This window comes from Methanomicrobiales archaeon HGW-Methanomicrobiales-1 (assembly GCA_002839675.1).
Classification (GTDB): Archaea; Halobacteriota; Methanomicrobia; order Methanomicrobiales; family Methanospirillaceae; genus Methanoregula.
In genome coordinates this window covers 379,466-399,657 of record PGYM01000003.1, presented here as the reverse complement: position 1 = coordinate 399,657, position 20,192 = coordinate 379,466, and the positions used below count along the sequence as shown (strand labels likewise).

Annotated in this window: 16 protein-coding genes and 2 pseudogenes; 13 read left to right on the top strand and 5 right to left on the bottom strand. The window is 52.6% G+C overall.

Annotated features, from left to right (window positions below; genetic code table 11):
• Positions 1 to 1,905 carry an ATP-dependent endonuclease gene (locus CVV30_11375; GenBank protein PKL68501.1) on the bottom strand — a complete coding sequence of 635 codons (1,905 nt, stop codon included), beginning with the start codon at positions 1,903 to 1,905 and terminating at the stop codon, positions 1 to 3.
• 184 nt (positions 1,906 to 2,089) lie between these two features.
• Here CVV30_11375 and CVV30_11370 point away from each other — a divergent pair, with 184 nt between their 5' ends.
• From CVV30_11370 to CVV30_11340, 7 genes and pseudogenes are all read left to right on the top strand, one after another.
• Entirely contained in the window at positions 2,090 to 3,232 is a 1,143-nt protein-coding gene (locus CVV30_11370; protein ID PKL68500.1) for a metallophosphoesterase, read from the top strand.
• 487 nt (positions 3,233 to 3,719) lie between these two features.
• Positions 3,720 to 6,158, top strand: coding sequence for a hypothetical protein (locus CVV30_11365; protein PKL68499.1), 2,439 nt, complete (start codon positions 3,720 to 3,722; stop codon positions 6,156 to 6,158).
• On the top strand, positions 6,155 to 7,186 hold the full coding sequence (locus tag CVV30_11360; protein ID PKL68498.1) for a hypothetical protein: 1,032 nt from the start codon (positions 6,155 to 6,157) through the stop codon (positions 7,184 to 7,186). Before CVV30_11365 ends, CVV30_11360 begins: the two co-directional genes overlap by 4 nt.
• A complete protein-coding gene (locus CVV30_11355; protein PKL68497.1) occupies positions 7,164 to 8,783 on the top strand; it encodes an ATP-binding protein in 1,620 nt (539 codons plus the stop codon). Before CVV30_11360 ends, CVV30_11355 begins: the two co-directional genes overlap by 23 nt.
• 155 nt (positions 8,784 to 8,938) lie before the next feature.
• On the top strand, positions 8,939 to 9,319 hold the full coding sequence (locus CVV30_11350) for a hypothetical protein (protein PKL68496.1): 381 nt from the start codon (positions 8,939 to 8,941) through the stop codon (positions 9,317 to 9,319).
• Positions 9,320 to 10,851: 1,532 nt separating this feature from the next.
• On the top strand, positions 10,852 to 11,349 hold the full coding sequence (locus CVV30_11345) for a hypothetical protein (protein ID PKL68495.1): 498 nt from the start codon (positions 10,852 to 10,854) through the stop codon (positions 11,347 to 11,349).
• 86 nt (positions 11,350 to 11,435) lie between these two features.
• Positions 11,436 to 11,691: pseudogene (locus tag CVV30_11340) on the top strand (ATP-binding protein).
• Between the two features lie 216 nt (positions 11,692 to 11,907).
• Here CVV30_11340 and CVV30_11335 read toward each other — a convergent pair.
• On the bottom strand, positions 11,908 to 12,777 hold the full coding sequence (locus CVV30_11335; GenBank protein ID PKL68542.1) for a formate transporter: 870 nt from the start codon (positions 12,775 to 12,777) through the stop codon (positions 11,908 to 11,910).
• Positions 12,778 to 12,913: 136 nt separating this feature from the next.
• Between CVV30_11335 and CVV30_11330 the strand changes: the two are divergent.
• The 3 genes and pseudogenes from CVV30_11330 to CVV30_11320 all read left to right on the top strand — a co-directional run bounded on the left by CVV30_11330 (position 12,914) and on the right by CVV30_11320 (position 14,885).
• Positions 12,914 to 13,354 (top strand): annotated as a pseudogene (locus CVV30_11330) (hypothetical protein).
• A 41-nt stretch (positions 13,355 to 13,395) separates the two neighbouring features.
• Positions 13,396 to 14,664: a GCN5 family acetyltransferase gene (locus tag CVV30_11325; GenBank protein PKL68494.1), complete on the top strand. Its 1,269-nt coding sequence runs from the start codon at positions 13,396 to 13,398 to the stop codon at positions 14,662 to 14,664.
• A gap of 29 nt (positions 14,665 to 14,693) precedes the next feature.
• On the top strand, positions 14,694 to 14,885 hold the full coding sequence (locus CVV30_11320) for a hypothetical protein (protein ID PKL68493.1): 192 nt from the start codon (positions 14,694 to 14,696) through the stop codon (positions 14,883 to 14,885).
• 148 nt (positions 14,886 to 15,033) lie between these two features.
• Here CVV30_11320 and CVV30_11315 read toward each other — a convergent pair whose 3' ends face one another.
• Entirely contained in the window at positions 15,034 to 15,216 is a 183-nt protein-coding gene (locus CVV30_11315; protein ID PKL68492.1) for a hypothetical protein, read from the bottom strand.
• Between the two features lie 32 nt (positions 15,217 to 15,248).
• Here CVV30_11315 and CVV30_11310 point away from each other — a divergent pair, with 32 nt between their 5' ends.
• From CVV30_11310 to CVV30_11300, 3 genes are read left to right on the top strand one after another with little or no spacing between them, the layout of a single operon-like run.
• Complete coding sequence (locus CVV30_11310; GenBank protein PKL68491.1) at positions 15,249 to 15,974, top strand: hypothetical protein; 726 nt, start codon at positions 15,249 to 15,251, stop codon at positions 15,972 to 15,974.
• Positions 15,975 to 16,016: 42 nt separating this feature from the next.
• A complete protein-coding gene (locus CVV30_11305) occupies positions 16,017 to 16,418 on the top strand; it encodes a hypothetical protein (protein PKL68490.1) in 402 nt (133 codons plus the stop codon).
• A 10-nt stretch (positions 16,419 to 16,428) separates the two neighbouring features.
• The gene (locus tag CVV30_11300; GenBank protein PKL68489.1) at positions 16,429 to 16,995 is read left to right on the top strand and encodes a hypothetical protein; all 567 of its coding nucleotides are present in this window, start codon (positions 16,429 to 16,431) and stop codon (positions 16,993 to 16,995) included.
• Between the two features lie 245 nt (positions 16,996 to 17,240).
• On the opposite strand, the gene CVV30_11295 is transcribed toward CVV30_11300, so the two are convergent.
• Both CVV30_11295 and CVV30_11290 read right to left on the bottom strand, forming a co-directional pair.
• Entirely contained in the window at positions 17,241 to 19,256 is a 2,016-nt protein-coding gene (locus CVV30_11295) for a potassium transporter KefB (protein PKL68488.1), read from the bottom strand.
• An 88-nt stretch (positions 19,257 to 19,344) separates the two neighbouring features.
• Complete coding sequence (locus tag CVV30_11290) at positions 19,345 to 20,097, bottom strand: hypothetical protein (protein ID PKL68487.1); 753 nt, start codon at positions 20,095 to 20,097, stop codon at positions 19,345 to 19,347.
• Positions 20,098 to 20,192 lie beyond the last annotated feature (95 nt).

The following is a 20,192-nucleotide window of genomic DNA, read 5'->3' as shown; positions in this document are numbered from 1 at the left end:
CTACGGACTCCGGGGCTCGGTTACATGATAGATAGCATCTAAAAGATATTTTAGAGACGATGCAGATTGCAGATCTGTCTTAAGAGACTCTACTTTACTTTCATCTTCGAATTTTTCATTTAATGTTTGTGCAAAAACTTGAGCAGTTACTGCTTTCGAAATATCCTTATCCAGCATCGTCTTTTTATAAATTTCGAATGCGATTTTTTGATTTTTTCTATCGTCTGTAGCGAAAGTTGTTCTCCAGAACGAAAAATCCGATTGGACTTTTTCATCAACTTCTCCGGCTTTTCCTCCTTTCGGCTCCCCAGTGTTTGAATTTGAAATTTTTTCTGCCCACAGTAAAGAACGGTAAAAATCTTCGCTAAATGAGGACAACGCAATTTCATATTCCAAAGTCCAATTCGGTGAGATGAAACCTTTCACTTGGGCATTACCAAGTTCAGAAATTTTTTTGTTATTAGCTGCTTTATCAACTTCAATCGTCTCAGGAGTTCTTGTTTTTTTGAAATCTTTTTTGGGATCTAGTGGATATTCAATTGGTTTGACATCCATATCTGTGATTAGAGAGACATTGATTCCCATCAAATCTCCATCTTTACGGTCGAAAATTTCTACAAAATGATCAAACGCCTTACTTCCGACATTAACAATTGAAACACCGTACCGATGTAAGGGGCGATCAATAATTTTTGCAATAGTAGGAATCAAAAGATTCTCTGCATCACCTTCAACGAGCAATACACCTCTTGCAAAGAAAAGATTGGCTTTTGTTGCATCCAAAAATCTATATAAAAAGCCATAATTCGCCGGAGAAAGATTTGTATAATCAATACCCATAGGGAATGCCTTGTTATTTTTACATATAATCAAATTTTCAAGTGGGGTACTCGATCCCATTGTGGTACTATGAGTGGTTAGAATATATTGGCCATTTTTAGATCGTTCTTCAAGATATCGGATCAAACGAAGTTGGGCTTGTGGATGTAAATGGGCCTCTAACTCTTCAATCAATGCAAGTTTCAATCCATTATTTTCTTCAGATTGCAAGAGCAACAATTCCGTTGCCATAAACAAGAGGTTGGCCGCTCCAAGACCCGAAGGATTTGCGTCAAGTGAGAGACTTAAACGTTGAAGAATATCGAATAAGTCGCCCCCGGAAATTGTAACTGATGGGTGATGAGGTTCGTTTTGCGGGAAAAACGCGTCAACATATTTATTTAACTCTTTCATTAACCCAGTGGCACCGGTGCCATCAGCCTTACATTTGAAGTAATCTTCTATCGCAGAATTGGCAGTATTAAAAATCGTTTCCAGTTTATGATCGGTAACATCATTTTTTTGGAAAAGGGGATGTGATTTTAGAATTTGCGCAAATCGAGAACGTCGTCCAGGGATTAATTCGGCATCGGCATCACGTAGAGGTTTGAGATAGGTAGTACGCAATAGAGATCGGGCATCGCCTTCTAGTGGGATTCCAATGGGATCTTGACCCGCCCTAATATCTGAGATAATTCGATATCCTTTATTTCGTGCGGTTAAGCGAACGGTCAATATATAATTTTGAGCACCTTCAATAGGCTCAGTCCCAATCCATTCAATGAATCCGCCTGCTTCATCATCAGTAAAACCACGGAAAATGCATTCAATTCGTAATTCTTCTGCCCGTTTATCAGCATCAACATGAAAATCGAATTCGTCGAAACGCATCCATTCGCCGCTTTGAGTACCTAGAGTATACCTTATTGCATCACTAATCGTGGTTTTCCCAGAATCATTTTCACCAATAAGAACATTCATTCCCTCATGAAACCGAACAGATATTCCTGGATCGGATTTCTCAAAAGAATCTCCAGTTATTCCATATTTTCTAAAATTCCAAATTTTCAATTCAGAGAGAAACATAACAACCCTTTTTTTTATTATTTTCCATTTATGATAATCAAGGATTAACCTCTTTTCTTTTTTGTATTTATTTCACAGTCGAAAAAAAATTTACGAGAATTCTACCCCATGGACTGCAAACAAGATCCACACATTTTCCCCCTCCCCTTATATCCCAGTACACCCCAAATAAAAATCAGACACAATGAAACTCATCCACATCGCCGACACCCACCTTGGCCTCTCCGCGTTCAACCGGCTCGACCCGGAAAGCGGCATGAACCTCCGGGAAAAACAGGTGTACGACAACTTCCTCAAAGCGATCGATGAGATTATTCACCAAAAACCCGACGTGCTCGTACATGCCGGAGATCTTTTTGACACGGTCAAACCAAAAACCAAAGCCTACACAACTGTTTTAGAAGCATTAGAAAGACTCCACGAAAAAGAGATCCCGCTCGTCATCATCGCCGGCAACCACAGCATGGTCAAGACCCGGTACACAACGAGCCCCTTCGAAGTCCTCACGTACCACCCGTCAAAGATCACAGCCGCGTACAAATTCCGGTACGAAAAAGTGGAACTACAAGACACCCTCTTCCACCTGATCCCCAACATGCTCCGCGTGGAAGATTACCGGACTGCGTACGATGCAATAGAACTCAGCCAGAAGCACAACAACGTGCTCGTAACCCACGGCCTCGCAACCGCGATCAAGGACAAGCGGCTCGCCACCGTTGCGGAGCACGAACTCGACGGCACGATCCTCTCCGAAAAGTTCGATTACATTGCGCTCGGCCACTACCATCGCCAGTGCCAGATCACGGACAATGCGTGGTACTCGGGCTCCACCGAGTACCTCACGTACGGTGAGATCGCCGACACCAAGGGCGGCCTGCTCGTGGACCCGGGCCGGAACGAGGTCCGGCATCTCGATCTCCCCAAAACCCCGATGGTGGATCTCGGCACGATCAAATGCCAGGACATGCACCCCGGCGATATCACGGAAGAGATCATCGCCCGGGTCACGCAGAAGCACCTCCCGCAGTACGCAATGGCGCAGGTGACGCTCGACGGCCTCTCGCGGGAGCACGGCAAGGGCATCGACATGAAGGATCTTGCCCACGTCCGCGAGCAGCTCCTTGACCTCAAGATCCGGACCCGCAAAGAGGAAGAGGAGACGCCGGTTGCACTCCAGCAGGATATCCGGATGATCGATTACCTGCAGGAGTTCGATGGCTTCATCGGCCAGAAGCAGCTCTCGGCAAAGCAGAAGGAGTTCGTTGCGACAAAGGGACGCGAGATCCTCAAGGCCGTCATGGACGAGCACCGGGGGACGGCGGAATGATTGCGATTACCGCCTATGAACAGTGTTCCGGAGATTCTGCACCGTGCTGGAATCATCGGGATACATCTTATCCGGTTTTAAGGGTTAAGGTGCCCCCCTGTTGCACCACCAGTCCCCCGTTGGGGGACGGGGCGCAGTGCGATAGGGCGGGGTCGGTTACCGGTAATACGTTATCGCACACGGGGACTCCACACGAAGAATTGTTATTTGCCGGTCTTTTGAGTGAAACGGTAATCGGAGCCGCCGCGGGGCGCCCTTCGGGGCGGCGGCATCCCTCGCATCCGGGGGCATGGGGGCATCAGCCCCCATCATTGTACCGGAAAATCACGGAAACACTGAAATTATCTCTCATTTTCCCGGAAATCCTGGTACGCTTCTCTGATGGGATGGACGCGGCAGGAATACCGGTACTATGTCCTCCCCGCAACCGGGGGATGCCCACGCGGCGGGGGCAAAGCCCCCAAGAGCGTAGGAAAGGAGCCGCCTCATGATCCTCGACCGGCTCATCCTGAAAAATTTCAAGCGGTTCCGGAACGAGGAGATCTGCTTTAAGGATGGCATCACCGGCATCCTCGGCAACAACGGCACGGGCAAGTCGAGCCTTGTTACGGCAATCTTCTTTGCGCTCTATGGCGTGCAGGCGACCGGCATTGCCGCCGATTACGTGGTCTCCAGTTTTGCATCCCCGAAAGACAAGTGCGAGGTCCGGCTGGAGTTCCGGATCGGCGGCGACATGTACACGGTTGTCCGGACATTCAGGAAGGGCAAGACCGTCACCCACGATGCCACCATCCACCGGAACGGGAAACTGATGGCAACGGGGGTGAGCCAGGTGGAGACCGAAGTCAGGCGCACGCTCGGCATGGGGCCGGTGGATTTCAAGAACACCATCTATGCCGGCCAGAAAGATCTCCTCACGCTGCTCGAGACCACGCCGGGGAAGCGGAAGGAATGGTTCTTACGGGCGCTCGGGATCGATTTCCTCAACACCGAGAGCCAGAAGGTCTTAAAAGAGCAGATCGATGAAAAGGCCGGCGAACTCCAGCGCAGGGAAGGCGAGCTTAAGGCCATGGCCGGCCGGCAGAGCGAAGAGGAGTTTGCTGCACTGCAGGCATCGATCACCTCGTTCCACGCAACAATCGCAGAGCACGGGAAAGCCCGGGGACTTCACCGGGCAAAGCGGGCGCAGCTCGATGCGGAGCTCAAAGTGCTCGCCGAGAAGAAGACCGCGTATGCCCGGCTCCTCCAGCAGCAGCAGACGCTCCAGCGCGAGCGGGACGCTGACACCCAACAGGCAAAGAAACTCGAAGCCTCGCTTGCCCTGCTGGCAGATGAGGAAGCCGAGTACCACCGGATCGAAACGGCCGCCGGTTCGTACGCGGAAGTCCGGCAGCGCCTCGATGCCCTCCGGGAAAAGAAGGCCGAGCATCTCCGGTTTACGAGCGAACTCAGGCACACAACAGAGCAGGTCGCCGACCTCGCAGCCCGGGCCGAAAAACAGCGGACGCTCATCAGGGGGCTGGATGGCGATGCGGAGAAACGAACGGAGTTCATCGCAAAAGTCCGGGCCGGTCTTGGCGCAGGACCGGAGATCGCGGACGACCGGCTCGAAGGAACCCTCAGTTACCGGCTCGCCGAGATCCACCAGCGGACCGGCACGCTCGCGGCCCAGCAGATTCGGTACAAGGAGGAGCGGGAGAAGATTCTCGCGGACCGGAAGACCATCCAGGCCGCCGGCGCTGACGGCACCTGCCCGCTCTGCCGGCAGAAACTCGGGGAGCATTTCGGGAGTCTTGACAAGGAGTTCGATGCAAAGCTGCAGGAACTCAGCGAAAAAGCCGTAGCGGATCTCGAACGGCAGGAGAAGCTGGCAAAGGAAAAATCCATCATCGAGGCCTTAAAGCCGGCCCTCGACCAGTGCCGCACTCTTGCAGAGAAATGCCGGCAGAAACCCGCGTACGAGGAGGAACTGGCCGGGCTCGTAGCCGATCATGCGAAGCGGACAGCTGAGCAGCAGGCAATCACAGAGTCCATCGCGAAACTCGGGTACAACGAAGCGGCCTGCCTTTCCGGCGAGCGGGAAGCCGCAGAAGTCCAGAAGCTGCAGCTCCGCTTCACCGAGCTGGGCAAAAAGATCGGCCAGGGCATCGAGGCCAAGAAGCAGCTCGCCGCACTCACGGGAAAGATTGCGGAGCGGAACGCCGAACTTACAAAACTTGGCGAAGAGATCCAAGCCGCTGCATTCGATCCCGCTGAAGCCACGAAGGCAGAGGCCACCGTCACAGCAACCGATGCGGCGCTGCGCAACGTTGAGATCGTCATAGCAAACGCGATTAAGGACCTCCGCTTCACTGAGGAAAAAATCGCAGATTACAAAAAAGCCGCAGAACAGATCGCCGGCTTACAACAGCAGGCAACCGCACTCCGGGATGAGATCGATCTCTTGAAACTCACCCGGACCCTCATCGCGGAGTACGTGGTGTACCTCATGCAGGTCGTGCGGAGCCGGCTCGAAGGCGAAGTGAGCCACATCATCAGCGAGATCACAGGAGGCCGGTACGAGCAGGTGCTGCTGGACGAAGACTTCAACCTGCTTGTCCGGGACGTGGACGATGATTACGCGATCGACCGGTTCAGCGGCGGCGAGCAGGATGATATTGCCGTCGCGCTGCGAATCGCCCTCTCGCGGTACTTAGCCGAGCTCCACCAGGTGCACGAATCCACCTTCCTCATCTTCGATGAGATCTTCGGCAGCCAGGATGAGGAGCGGAGAACCAACCTCTTAACCGCCCTCCGCACGCAGGAGTCCCGCTTCCCCCAGATCCTTCTCATCTCGCACATCGGGGAAATGCAGGGCGAGTTTGCAAACACGCTCATGATCGAGATGGGTACGGACGGGGCCAGCCGGGTAAAGGAGGTGGAATGATGGGCGTCCGGGAATCCTATGAAGAATCCGTTACTGCGGCACTCCGGCAAATCACCAATCATATCCCGGAAGATCTTGTCCAGATATTCGCAGAAAAAAGCGGCATAACCAAAGCCGACATCCACCCCATCACCCCCGGCCCTGCCGGCATTGTCAGCGCAATTGACGGAAGCAACGCAATGATCGCAGAAGGGGGCTGCATCTCGTTAGCCGCCATCCGGGCCGCCCGCACCACCTTCAAAGGTCATGAACGCGAGAACCGTTCCGTCACGCCCCTCACGCTCGTCACGATCGGCCCCGGCCACCATAATACGGACTTTGACAAGTTGTACGAGGAATGCTTCGGCATCCCGCCGCACAAGGGTCTCGACAACGCCGACACGGAGCGGGCTGCCTCCATCCTCCGCGACACACTGGAGTACTGGGTCACGCTCGAAACCGCAAAGATCCTGCCGGCAGGAGCCCTCCTGCTCATGGACGGGGCGCTCCGTTTCTCAAACCAGAACCACGAGCCGGTGCTGGCCGACATTGTAAAAACCGCACGGGAACGAAACCTCCTGCTTGCAGCCGTAGCCAAGCGCACCAGCGCCTCCTGGGGCAGCGGGCATCCGCTTCTTCCCGCCATAAGCGGGCTTGTGGCACAGCTCGGCATCACGGGCCCGTGGTGGGCGAAGATCGATGAACACCTGCTCGACCACACCGAGTACCACCAGGGCCGGCACGGGGAACTCTACGTGGCGTCGCTCCACCCGGAGTACAGCCGTCCGCTCAAGATGGAGCTGCCGAAAGGCACGGGTATCGATACCGCAGGAAAAACATTTGCCGCCCTGTCCGCGTGTGCCGATGACGGGAGAATTCCCGGGTACCCGTACCCGCTCCTCGACGCCCACCGCACGGTCGTGATCGATGAAGCGCTCGTGCAGCAGATACAGCAGGACATAAAAGCCGGTCTCTCCAAACAGGGAATAGGGAACCGGACATACGAAGACCTCTTTGGTGATCTCCATGGTGACTTTGAACGATATTGACACAACTGATGCAACAAAATTCCGGCTGATCGGCAGGAGCGTGCTCTCGTACCGGTTCATCATCCCGCACGCAGCGAAACTCTTCGTTGGCGATATCCTCAAGATCACCGATACCGCCAAGGGGTACTCATTCTATGCCAAGGTCAACGATCTCGTCCATGAGAGCAACTTTGCCGATGAGAACTGGGACACGCGACCGTTCGCCGAACACTTCTACGGGCTGGGCGAGGATGTCTTCATCGGGGTCGAGGCTGTCCCGCTGGGCTTTGTAGACGAGCACGGAGTTTTCAAAAAACCCCGCACGCTTCCTACCAAGTTCTCGGAAGTAAAGATCCCCGAGACCGAAGACTTTGCGTTTCTCACCAAAGTCATGGGCGATATCGAAGTCGGCGTAATGCGGACCGGGCAAGGAGTGCTCAAAGATATTCACGTGAAGATCCCGAGCGAGGTGCTCCCGCAGCACATGGGCGTCTTTGCCACCACCGGCATGGGCAAGTCCAACTTCATGAAGACCTTCTGTGCCAGCTGCATGAAGATGCAGAAGTTCGGCCTGCTGGTCGTAGACCCCCACGGCGAATATGTGCGGGGCGGGCAGTCCAGCACCGGCGAACGGACACTCGGCCTCGTGCACTACAGTGCCGGCATGGACGGCCTCGTGGTCTTTACCATCAGCGAGACGGACCGGAAAAAATATTCGCTCAACAGCCTCTGGCTCGACTACGATGATTTCCGGATGACGGACCTTAACTTACTCTACGATCTCTCGCAGGCCCAGCGGGACGTGGTCGAGTCGCTCGAGGATTTTTCCGGAAATAAGATCATTCCGTTCTTCCTCAAGGCAAACGTGGACACGCTCCAGGATGAAGTGAAACAGAACCGGTACACCGGGCCGTACCCGGATATCGCTGAACGACTCGGCTCATTCCACCCGGGCACCCTGCAGGTGATCCAGCGGCGCTTAAGAAACATCGTGGAGGGCAACCGGAAGTTCTTCCGTGAGTCCGGCTCAGCAGTCACCGAGATCCTCTCCCACCTGCACGAGAACAAGGTCGTGCTGATCGATATCCCCCGCATGGGCGAACGCAGCGAGCTCTTCATCCTCTCGATGATCACCCGGCGCATCATGCAGGCCCACCGCAAATCGGCCGAGGAGTTCGGGGTCGAGACGGAAGCCATGGAGCAGAAGAAAGTCCTCATCACGATAGAAGAGGCCCAGCGGGTGCTCGGGGCCGGGGGTTCGAGCACCCAGATCTTCCGCGAATGTGCCATGGAGGGGCGGAAGTTCGGCGTTGGTCTCTGCGTTGTCACGCAGCAGCCCAAGAATATCGACCAGAAGGTGCTGGCCCAGATCAACACGTTTGTCGTGATGGGGCTGGGCGACCGGGGCGATCGCGATATCATCATGGGGAGTGCCAAGCAGGATCTGAGTAAGATGGAGATCGAGATCCAGACCCTCGACCAGGGAGAGGCGATCATCTCTACCATCGGCATCCCGTTTCCCGTCAGCACGCGGATCCACTACTACGAGGATTATATCGCGGGCCTCAACAAGGAGCCAAAGAAGAATATCCGGGACGGGCTTGACTCCGGGTTCTGATCCCCTCGATCGGTCAGAAGAGATTTAAGAAATATTTCCCGTCATGAAAACTTAATAAGACACCGGAAAGAATACCGGCACTGCACAAGCCGCATAAAGGAATTCGAATGACCCAGGGCAACCATCGTTACGTTCCCCTTACCGGATGACAAGCCATGCCAAACTGCCCGTTCTGTTCCAGCGATGAGGTGTATGATCATCTCTTTACCTGGCGCTGCAAGCGGTGCAAGAATATCTGGAAAGAGGGCGAAGGCCCGGACCGGTCCACGGGCGGGGAGTCTTCGTTTCCGGGCCCTTCACCGACAATCAGGAAAAAAACTGAGCCCCTTGAAACCCGGATGGAAAAGAGACTCGATATTTATCTTACCCGGTCCGGGGGAAAATTCTGTCTTGCCACAACGCCATGGCAGGCCGGGGATATCTCAGAAGAACTCTTCCGGAGATACCTGCAGCGGTGCGTGAAAAACCGGGCACTGGCAGAAGAAAAGGATCACTACGGGCGGATCTGGTACCGGCGGCCCGGCACGAAGAATTAAAAAAAAAGATCAGCCGGGAAGTCCCGGTCTGTTGCGGCAGGGTTAAAAGTGTCAGGTTACGTTCAGGGGCGGGTGGAGCGCTGCCTGCTGGAGGGGCAGATCCACAAGATAATACCCGGCAAACGCGATGACAAGGCCCAGGATTGCCAGCTTGATCATAAACAACACGAGATTTTTCATTGCATCGGATGATTGTGCTTCTGTCATAGGTACCACTTAAATTCGGTGAATAATACCGGTCAGCAAGAGACTATTTCAGCATTACCATCGGGACTCTGAAAGGATGCTCCCGCAGGGTATGAGGTAACCTTTTGAGCTCCCCTCATGACCCGACAGGCCGGGGATATCTCGCAGGAACTGTTCCGGAGATACCTGCAGCGGTGCGTGAAAAACCGGGCACTGGCAGAAGAAAAGGATCGCTACGGGCGGATCTAGTACCGGCGGCCTGGCACGAAGAATTAAAAAAAATTAGCCGGGGAATCCCGGGGATAGGGTGCCGTAGTCCCGGTCCGCGCAAAGAGAAAAACGCCGGGGCGCTTTTCAGGTACCAAAGCCTGTGTTTGCTGGCACCTGGAGCGCTGCCTGCTGGAGGGGCAGATCCACAAGATAATACCAGGCAAACGCGATGACAAGGCCCAGGATTGCCAGCTTAATCATAAACAACACGAGATCTTTCATTGCATCCGATGATTGTGCTTCTGTCATACCGGTTTTTCAACTCCTCAGGATATCTTTCAATGAAGGGAGCGGAATTATTTAAGGGTTCGTGATACCGGTCATCCGGCACCGGGGAGACCATAACGGGGTATCGGATCAAAAAAAAAAGAAAACGCCGGATTTTTTTAAGACGAGTATTGGATCATCAGCAGTTTGCTGGCGGGAGGAGTGCTGCGTGCTGGACCGGGAGTACCACCGCAAAGTACCATGCCAGTGCAATGACCGTGCCTGCGATGGCAAGTCCAATGATGAAGAATACGAGATTTTTCATTGCGTCAGATTGTTGAGATTCAGTCATGGGATTATTCTATTGGTGTTTACTGCTAATATACGGTCCACTTGTACACCAAAGCAGGAGCGCCGGGGGCAGGTTCAACCCCGGCAGTCAATCATTGGATCAATCGAAATTTGCGGGCGGGAGGAGCGTTGCGTGCTGGACCGGGAGTACTACCGCAAAGTACCATGCCAGTGCGATGACCGTGCCTGCGATTGCGAGTCCTATCATGAAGATCACGAGATTTTTCATTGCATCGGATGATTGTGCTTCACTCATACGTACCACTCAATCCTGTGAGAGATATCGTTGAGCAGGGAAACTATTTCATTATAACGAGAGAAAAAACGGTTGTGATGCCGGGCGTGTTTTTTATCCGTCAGTTACTCCAGGAACCCGGTGCCGGGTAGCACCGCGAACCGGGCAGATAAAAAAAGCGATACGATTACCCGGGTTTGCAGGTAATTCAGGCGGATAAAGAGACGAGAGGAACGGTCAGGTTTTTCACCAGAAGAATGGATAAAATAAAATTACCCTTGCCATGAACCCTGAACCAAAGACAAAAAGAAAAAAATTCTCCCTTGCCCGCAAAGACGAGGCAATGGATGAGCTGGTGAGAGGGACCGACAAGAAAATCTTGGCCGCCTGGGCAATTGACTGCGCCGAACGTGTCCTGCCGTACTTTACAGAAAAATATCCGGATGACCCCCGCCCCCGGCAAGCTCTTGACGCACTCCGGGCATGGATAGCAACCGGCGTATTTCGCATGGCAGTTATACGCGGCGCTTCGCTTGCATCCCATGCCGCTGCCCGGGAAGTGGGTGAGGATTCGCCCGCCCGCTCGGCTGCCCGGGCCGCAGGCCAGGCGGTAGCAACGGCCCATGTCCCCACGCATTCCCTGGGTGCTGCAATTTATGCCCGGCAGGCAGTCTGGAGAGCCACCAGCTCCCCCGGGGCAGATGCTGCCGTAGCAAAAGAAAGGGACTGGCAATACCACCACCTGCTCGCATTGAGAGAAAATTCAGTTCCGGACATCTGATTTTCCGGCGAGACGGTTTTTTTCAGATACATCATCACAGAGGTACGGTTGTTACCGGTAAAAAATATACGCCCAGCTCATTTTCCCGCCTTACCACCCAGATCAACACGTTTGTAGTCATGGGTCTCGGGGACCAAGGCGACCGCGACATCATCATGAGCAGTGCCAAGCAGGATTTTTCGGAGATCGAGAGCCAGACCCTTGACCGGGATGAAGCGATCATATCCACTATCAGTATCCGTTTCCGGTCAGCACCCGCATCCACCGGTTCAAGGACTATATTCAGAACTCAACCGGGAACCGAAGCGGAATATCCGGGACGGGCTTGAGACCGGGTTTTAATCATACTCAAAAATATCCCCATAGATGTTGGTAATCAGCCAGCGTCTGATTACCAGTAGAACCGCGTACGGGGTTTTTACTTTAAGGTTCATCCACCTCCATCGAGAATGGGACGGCAGAATGCCTTCTTATAAAAAACAGCATTCCGGGGGGGTTCAGGAAACTAAGGCAGCAGGTTCTGTATTAAGTGACTCGCCACAAAAAACCGGCATTACCCTACGTTACCGGTTGTACCTCGTTTTGATACGCAATCCAGAAAAAAATACTGACGAAAAACAGACCCCCGATAATATTGCCTATAGTCACCCATATCACGTTATTCATCCACAGGGAAGTCCAAGTAAGTGAACCATGGTCCCCCAGATAGCCTTGGGTAAAAATACCGGCCGAAATGTAGTACATGTTCGCAATACAATGTTCAAACCCACACGCGACAAAGGCCATAATGGGAAACCATATTCCGATAATTTTTCCGGTTAGGTCTTCTGAAAAAAAAGCAAGCAGGATAGCCAGATTGACAAGCCAGTTGCAGGCAATACCTTTCAGTATCGCCGACCACAGTCCGCTTACACCAACGTAACTCGTTTTCAGGGTGGCGATCTCGATGGCTCTCATACCAAACGATGTGACCGTGCCGGCCCCGGATGCATCAATTACAACAAAAGGGCCGTTAGCCACAATATAAGCAAACGTAATTGCACCAGCAAAATTACCCATGTACGCAAAAAGCCATAAATTCAGGACTTTTGACCAGGCCATTCCATGAACAAAGGATGCCATCGGGGCTAGCATAACATCGCCCGTGAAAAGTTCTACTCCCGTAATGACGGTTAAAATAATACCGAGGGGAAATACCATTCCCATGACCATTTGGGCAAAACCCGGGCTGGCCATACCGAAGCGCAATGCGGGTTCAGCGGCGATAATACCCGTACTGCATACCGTTGCGAGTGCCCCGCCCATGGCAACAAATGCTCCTGACATGAACCCCCGGAGGAGTATATTCCAGACAGGAAGATTTGCCTTGTACCTGCCAGTCTCTGCGGCTCGGGTAATCATGGTTAACGGTGGAGAATAACCGGTCATTTGCATAACGTTCCTCGTATCTCAAAAAGATTGCAGCATGTTACCTCGTTGTACAAGGTAAAATACTCTCTTACCCAGGATAGAATTCCGGGCACTGGGAATAGAATTGGGGCGGGAAATATCCTGTCACCGTAATGATGAAGCTCAGTGAGTGCTTGCGAGTGGCGGTTCCTCAACGCGGGTCTTCCGCGAATGTGCGATGAAGGGAAGAAAATTTGGTGCCGTCCATTACATCATCACCCGGCATCCCAAGAACGTTGACCCAAAGGTGCTTGCCCAGATCAACACGTTTGGGGTCGTGGACCTCGGGGACCGGGGGGACCGCGACATCGTCATGGGCAGCACAAAATAGGATTTGAGTAATATGGAGATCGAGATCCAGACCCTCGATCGGGGCGAAGCGATTATTTCCACCATCGGCATCCCGTTTCCCGTAAGCACCCGCATCCTCCGGTTCGAGGACTATATCTCGGAACTCAACCGGGAAAAGAAACAGAAGATCACCGACGGGCTTGACAGCGGATTTTTGATCCACCGCCGCTTTTTCCCCCCTCCGGTTCCAAATCACCACGCATAAAAACAAACCGGACATACAATCAGCAAGAGCCGGTCAACACGATGTTTGAAAAAGTCCTCATCCCCACCGATCTGTCGGAGACATCCGAAAAGCTCGTGGCCTGTGCAAATGATATCCGGAACATACAGGAAGTCGTCTTACTCCATATCATCCGCACCGGGCATACCCGGGATAAGGAACGTGAGGCGGTAAAACAGCAGCAGGCCCTCATCACAAACCCGGATATTGCAGTGAGATGCCTCATCAAAGAAGATCCCGCCCATGATATTCCGGCAGTAATTCTCAAAACCGCCGAGACCGATCGGCCATCCTTAATCATCATGGGGGCGAGGAAAGGGCGCCTCAGTAAGATCCTCCTGGGCCATGACGACATCGAAGTCCTCGCCCACAGCCGGACCCACGTCCTCATCATGCGGTTTCCCGAGCAGGGCATATTACCATTCCACCCCCGGATGATGGAGGCCCCGCTCTTCTTTCGGATCCTCTTCCCGCTCGATTTCTCCCGGCCCGCAAACGTGGCGCTGAAATATGTCGGCGAACTCGAGGGAGTCTCAGAGATCATTTTACTCCATGTCATCCGGAAGATCGAAACTGAGGAGCGGATGAATTTCATCCTGCGGGAAGCGGAAAAACGCCTCGCGGACACCCGGGAGAAGATCAAGGCAGCCCACCCGGGAATACAGGTGAAGATGATGGTCCGGTACGGCGACCCGACCAGCCAGATCGTGATTGTCGCAGACGAAGAGGCAGTCTCGCTCGTCATGATGGCCCGTTTCGGGAAGAGGGACTATATACGAAAAGTTCCCCTCGGCATCACGACATCGAAGGTGACCGCACTCACCAAAAAACCCGTGCTGGTCATGTTCACCGCGATCCAGTTAGAGATCAATACCCGCGAGCTCGCCCCGTCCGAATTCTACTTAGCCGAGAAGATCTGGTTTGACTACCACCAGACAAAATCAGATCCTGAGCATGACCGGATCTTTGCCGTTTTTATTGAAGACACGCCGGTCAGCGTTGCCCGGTGCAAGCGTCATGATGACGGGTACGAGGTGGATGGGATCTTTACCTGGGATGAATTCCGGGGAAACGGGTATGCCCGGAATGCCATTGAAGCCCTGATCCGGGAGTGCGGGGCTTCCACCCTGTACATGTACGCCGTGCAGCATCTCGTGGATTTCTATACATCGTTCGGGTTTGAACCCATTCCTGAAAGGGATCTGCCCCTGACCGTCCGGGAGAGATACGCGTGGGCCCTGGGCGAGATGAAGGGCGCAGAGATTTGCCCCATGAAACGCAGAGCCGGCTGACCGTAATAAAACTTCCGGATAAGTATTCATTGCGGGCTGAGTCCCCAACCCGGAAAAATTACCGGAATAGTGAAGATCCGACCGTACCAGGTTCCCGGCTCCTGGCCGGGGCGATCATCCCTGCGATCGGCATCCCGTTTCCCTTTCAGCACCCGCATCCACCGGCCCGGGGATATATCTCGGAACTCAACCGGGAGAAGAAACCAAAGAACACCGACTGACTTGAAACCGGGTTCTGATCCGGACATCGTTTTTTTGTGTTCCTGCTCCGGGCGTTTCTCTGGGTAAATGTTCCGGGGGATCAGCGGCAAGCATCATCTTTTATTTTTTATCCTGAAGAGCAGATACTTTGCAGATCCAAAAAAACAATTAAACCGTATCCATTCCATTGACGGCAGGCCGGAAATAATCTACCGTGTTGAATATATTTATATCAATGTTCCCCAAATAAGGAATTGTTCTGATACCACCCGGATTGCGCCGGAAGACAGAATCCTGACAGGCTGGATTCCGGCCGGAGAAAACTCCGGATGCCTGATAAGATCCTTTCAATCATCCGGGATCCTGCGGGATAAGAGGATATTATGCCGAACATTGACGAATTTACGTTAAAAGATATGGTCGAGGTTTCCGCCGCACTCAGACGGATGGGAGAAGATGCGGCCAGCATGGAAGAGGTGACCGATAAGATCGTGCATTACCTGCATGACCATCTTATCGATAAAAATACCGGGGATAAGGCATGCGTCCTGGTCCGTTTCTTCAAGACCTATCCCTACAGTGAGCTTGATGCCGGGCTGCAGGAGTTTGCACGCACCATGCTGAGTTCGCCTCCCGAATCCCCGGCAATGAAATGCATGATCCTGCTGGCAAGTGCCGGAACACAACCGGAATGGAATTCAAGGAAACAGTCCCGGGGACACAAGGCAATTCCCCTGCCCAGTGAACGTTTCGTTGAAACGTTTCCCATGGTCAGGCAGCTTATCCAGCAGATGGGCCTTGAGATCAATACGATACTCCAGCCGGATCCTGATGTTGTCATGGATATGACAAAGAAAACCTACAATGTTTTCAGTATACCCGAAGCAGTGGGCAGCAAATATGTACCGGCCCAGGATGATTTTGTCATCCCCTTTAAGGTCCGTTCAGTCATTGGCTTTGGCGGCATCCTGCCGACAGGCAACCTCTTTGCCATCATCCTGTTCAGTAAAGTTCCGGTCCCCCGGCAGACCGCAGACCTGTTCAAGTCGCTGGCTTTGAGCGTGAAGATCGCAATCCTGCCCTTTGTCGGCGTGAAACTCTTTACCTGATTTGAATAAAAAAACAGACATATTCCGGAGGAATGAACTTACATGAACACCGATGCCACCGTAAAAAAAATACAAAATCTTGAGATCATGATAGCCTCCTTAACTGAATTGCTCGACGTACAGGAAATAGTCGTAGGCGAGCAGTCCGAACTAATCGAGCAGGACAAGGCGTCTTTAAAGGAGAGCAATGATCGTTTTCTTTCCTTCATCAAGGAAGCGACCATGCGGTTCAAGAACCCGTTGGTAGTTATTGAAGAAAACCTTGCTTCCGTAGTAAACGATATTGAACGCGATGAGTTCGAATCCCGGAATGCAGCCCTCCTGCTTAAGGTCCAGATAAAAAACTTAGAGCAGATCCGGTTGAATATCATCGAGCTGAATAAAGCAATCATAGAACATTCCGGTGAGATGTCTGAAGTATCGAAAAAATTCTTAATGGAATAGATATTTTTTTATGGCATTTCCCTTACCTGAATTAAAAGAAGATGAGATTTATCTCGTTGTAGCATCAGCCAGTAATATCCGGAATAAGAATATTGAATTGATCAAAGAGCTGCTGGCCAAAGATTACTATGTCCTGGTGATCACGACAAACCAGCCGTATGATATCTTAAAAAAGAATTATGAAAAAGAAGGGATCGCAATGGAGAAGATCTTCGTTGTTGACACCGTTACGAAATATGCCATGGGACATGATCACGAACCGGTAAAGAACTGCAGGTTCGTCAATAATCCTGCCGATCTGACCGGTATCGGGATTGCAGTCACCGAGTCCTTAAGCGAACTCCAGGGAAAGAAAGTCTCATTGCTCCTGGATTCAGTCAATTCTATGCTGATCTACATCACCTCTCATCACATCACAAAGTTTGTCCATTTTATCTCAAACAAACTGCGGCTGATGAATTTTTCCGGAATATTCCTTGTTGTAGAAAAGGGACTTGACCCGGATGTGCTCACCCAGCTGATCACCTTTGTCGATGAAGTGATCGATGTTGACAAAATCCCCAAAGACGAGACCTGACAGGATTTTTTTACCGGCAGAAGCGGGCATGAACCGGATTCTTCTTCCGTCAGGAATTCCCTAAAAAAATCACCGAAGTTCCCCCGGATCACAAGGCTGATTCCGGGGAAAAACAGAGCAGGACATTTTTTCCCATCTTTGATCGGGAAAATGTCGTGGCATACGGAAGGGTTAGGAACTGTTTAAAAAAAAAGTGCCTCTCTCCGCTCACCGGGATCATCCGGTGATATCCGGATAAAAATCCCTTAATCCTCTTTTTTGGGCCCGGCAAACAATCCCGCATTCTTTGCAATATCTTCCGGCGTTGCATAGATGATCGCGTGGTCCCCCGCTTCAACCCGGGTCTCGCCGCCAAGGCTGGTCAGCACCTCATCGCCCCGCTTGATGGCGAGGATAAGGATATTGTACCGTTTCCGGAGATTGATTGCCCCGAGCGTGGTACCGGCAAGCGCTGATCCCGGTTCAACCGTGAGAGCAGTAATGGTAATGTGGGGGATGTGCCGGGCGAGATCCGGCAGGGTACCGGGAACGGTGTTCCTGGTGCGGAGCATCCGGTAGCCATTGGCCCGGACATCCGTTATGAAGGATTCAATCCGGTCACGCGGCACGAAAAACTTGTTCAGCACGACCGTGAAGATCTCCACCGAGGTCTCGAACTCTTCTGCGATCACCTCATCAGCCCCCAGGGTGTGCAGTGATTCAACCTCACTCACGTACCGGGTCCTCACGATAATCGAAAGCGAAGGGTTGAGGCTGTGGCACAGGCTGACGATCTTCCGGGTCGCCACCGGATCATTGATCGCCACTACGACAATCCGGGCCTGCTGGATACCGGCATGGGCAATCACTCCTTCTCCGGTAGCATCGCCGAACACTACCGATTCGCCCGCGTTTCTTGCTTCGATGACAAGGTCCGGGTTCAGCTCGATGATACTGTAGGTAATTCCCGCCTTTCGTGCCGTGAGCGCAAGATTCCGGCCGGTAACGCCATACCCGATGATGACGAGGTGATCCTTATGCCGCTGGCGTGACTTTTCGTCATCGATGCCGCACGTCCCCTGCGCAATCCGGGATAATGCCGGCATCTTACAGAGCCGTCCGGTGACCGGCTGGCCGATCGCGATCACAAAGGGCGTGGCAGCCATCGTGATCAGGGCAACGACAAGGAACGTCTGGTAGGCATAAAACGGCAGGATGCCGGAGGTAAATCCTCCCTGGGCAATGATAAACGAAAATTCCCCCACCTGTGCAAGGGCAAGCCCGGTCATGGCAGCGGTCCGCAGCGGGTACCCGAGCGCAAGGGGAGCTGCGGTTGCGAGCAGGGCTTTTACCACGATCGCAATAACGATCAGGAAAAGGACAAGCCAGAAATTTGCAAGCAGGAAGCGGACATCCACGAGCATGCCGACCGATATGAAAAAGAAACTGGTAAAAATATCCCGGAAGGGCAGCACAATGCTCGTTGCCTGGTGGCTGTATTCCGATCCCGAGATGATCAGCCCGGCAAGCAGGGCACCAATGGCAATCGACATGCCGGTGAACGAGACCAGCCACGCGACACCAAAGCAGGTCAGGATGACCACAAGCAGGAAAAGTTCCTGGCTGCGGGTCCGGGCTATCTCGTGCATGACCCGGGGTATGATCCATTTTGCGCAGGCAACAAGGATGAGGACAATGACCAGGTCCTTAATTACCATCATGAAGAGCACATCGCCCGAAAACAGGGGAGTGGGATCCAGCTCGGGGATGCTGGCAAGGAACGGGATTGCCATGATCATGGGAATTGCCATAAGATCCTGGAATATCAGGATCCCGAGCGCGATACTGCCATGCGGGGAATCCATCTCGCCCCGCTGGTGCAGGATCTTCAGCACGATTGCGGTACTGGAGAGCGAGAAGAGGAACCCCATCAGGATAGCCTCGTTTGTCGGAAGGCCCATCATGAACGCAAGGCCGCAGAAGAATGCAAACGACAGCCCGACCTGAAGTGCACCGCCTACGATTGCAATGAGCCGGATCTTCCAGAGATCCTTAAACGAGAACTCAAGACCGATGGTAAAGAGCAGAAGGATGATGCCGATCTCAGCTAAGCTCGTGACCTGCTCCTGTCCCTTGATGATGCTGAGACCAAACGGACCGACTATCACGCCGGTCAGGATAAACGCAACGAGCGGGGGGACCTTGATCCGGTTAAAGACCATCCCCACTACGAGCGCAATAGCAAAGATGATCAGGATGTCAGTCAGGAGTTCGGCTACCATAGAAATATTCCTGGATATACTATTATCCGGATTACAAAAAATAGCATTTGTATGTTAAGGAATTCACAACCCGCGAAAAAAAGGAAGATTAAGAGGTCTGCCGGACAATGACCGAGGCCGATTCATCGAACGGGTTCTTCCGGATCGCAAGGCTGAAAAGATAGGGGTAATGGATCTTTAAGTATTCCATATATTTGAGCCATTCAGGAATCAGCTGGGAATAGACCCGCCCGATATCTGTTTCAAGATGGCTCCTGTCCGAAGGCGGGAGCGTGGCGAGATCGCCCCGGGCCTTCATCTCTTCGGTCAGGTGGCTGATGCCAAGGATGAGATCGGTGAAGGTCTCGTGCTCAAAGACCATCGGGTTTTCAACCAGCCGGAGTAAAAAATCCTCTTTGCTGACAAGAAAATCCCGCAGGCTGTCCATATCCACGTGGTCGACGACAACACTGCACGTATGGTTCTCCAGGCACCCCCGCACATCCTTGAACTGCTCATTGTGCCAGTCAGCGCCAATGACCAGGCGGCCTTTCACGTTGCCGATCGCAGTATCGGCCCGGCTCAGCTGGGCCAGAAGGGGAGTTCCTATCGTCGAAAAGAAGGTGCCGATGACCATATTGAGTTTTTCCATCCTCCGCTGCTTCTCGCGGGATTCAAGCATCTGGTCGATGATAAGCGTGACAACGAGCACTTCAATCGGGATGAAGGCTAAGTCCCCGACAAAATAGATGAACACGTGATGCAGGTCATTAAAGAGCAGGTAGTGAAGGGTATACAGGGCAAGGGATAAGGTCACCAGCCCAATCGCTGCCAGAAGTTTCCACCGGGTATCTTCTTTCATGTAATTTTCTTTGGGATGTTGGCGGGGATAATTAATTCCTTTGATACCAACGGCCAGGATGATTTTTTTTAAGGAAGACGGAGTTGTTGAAATCT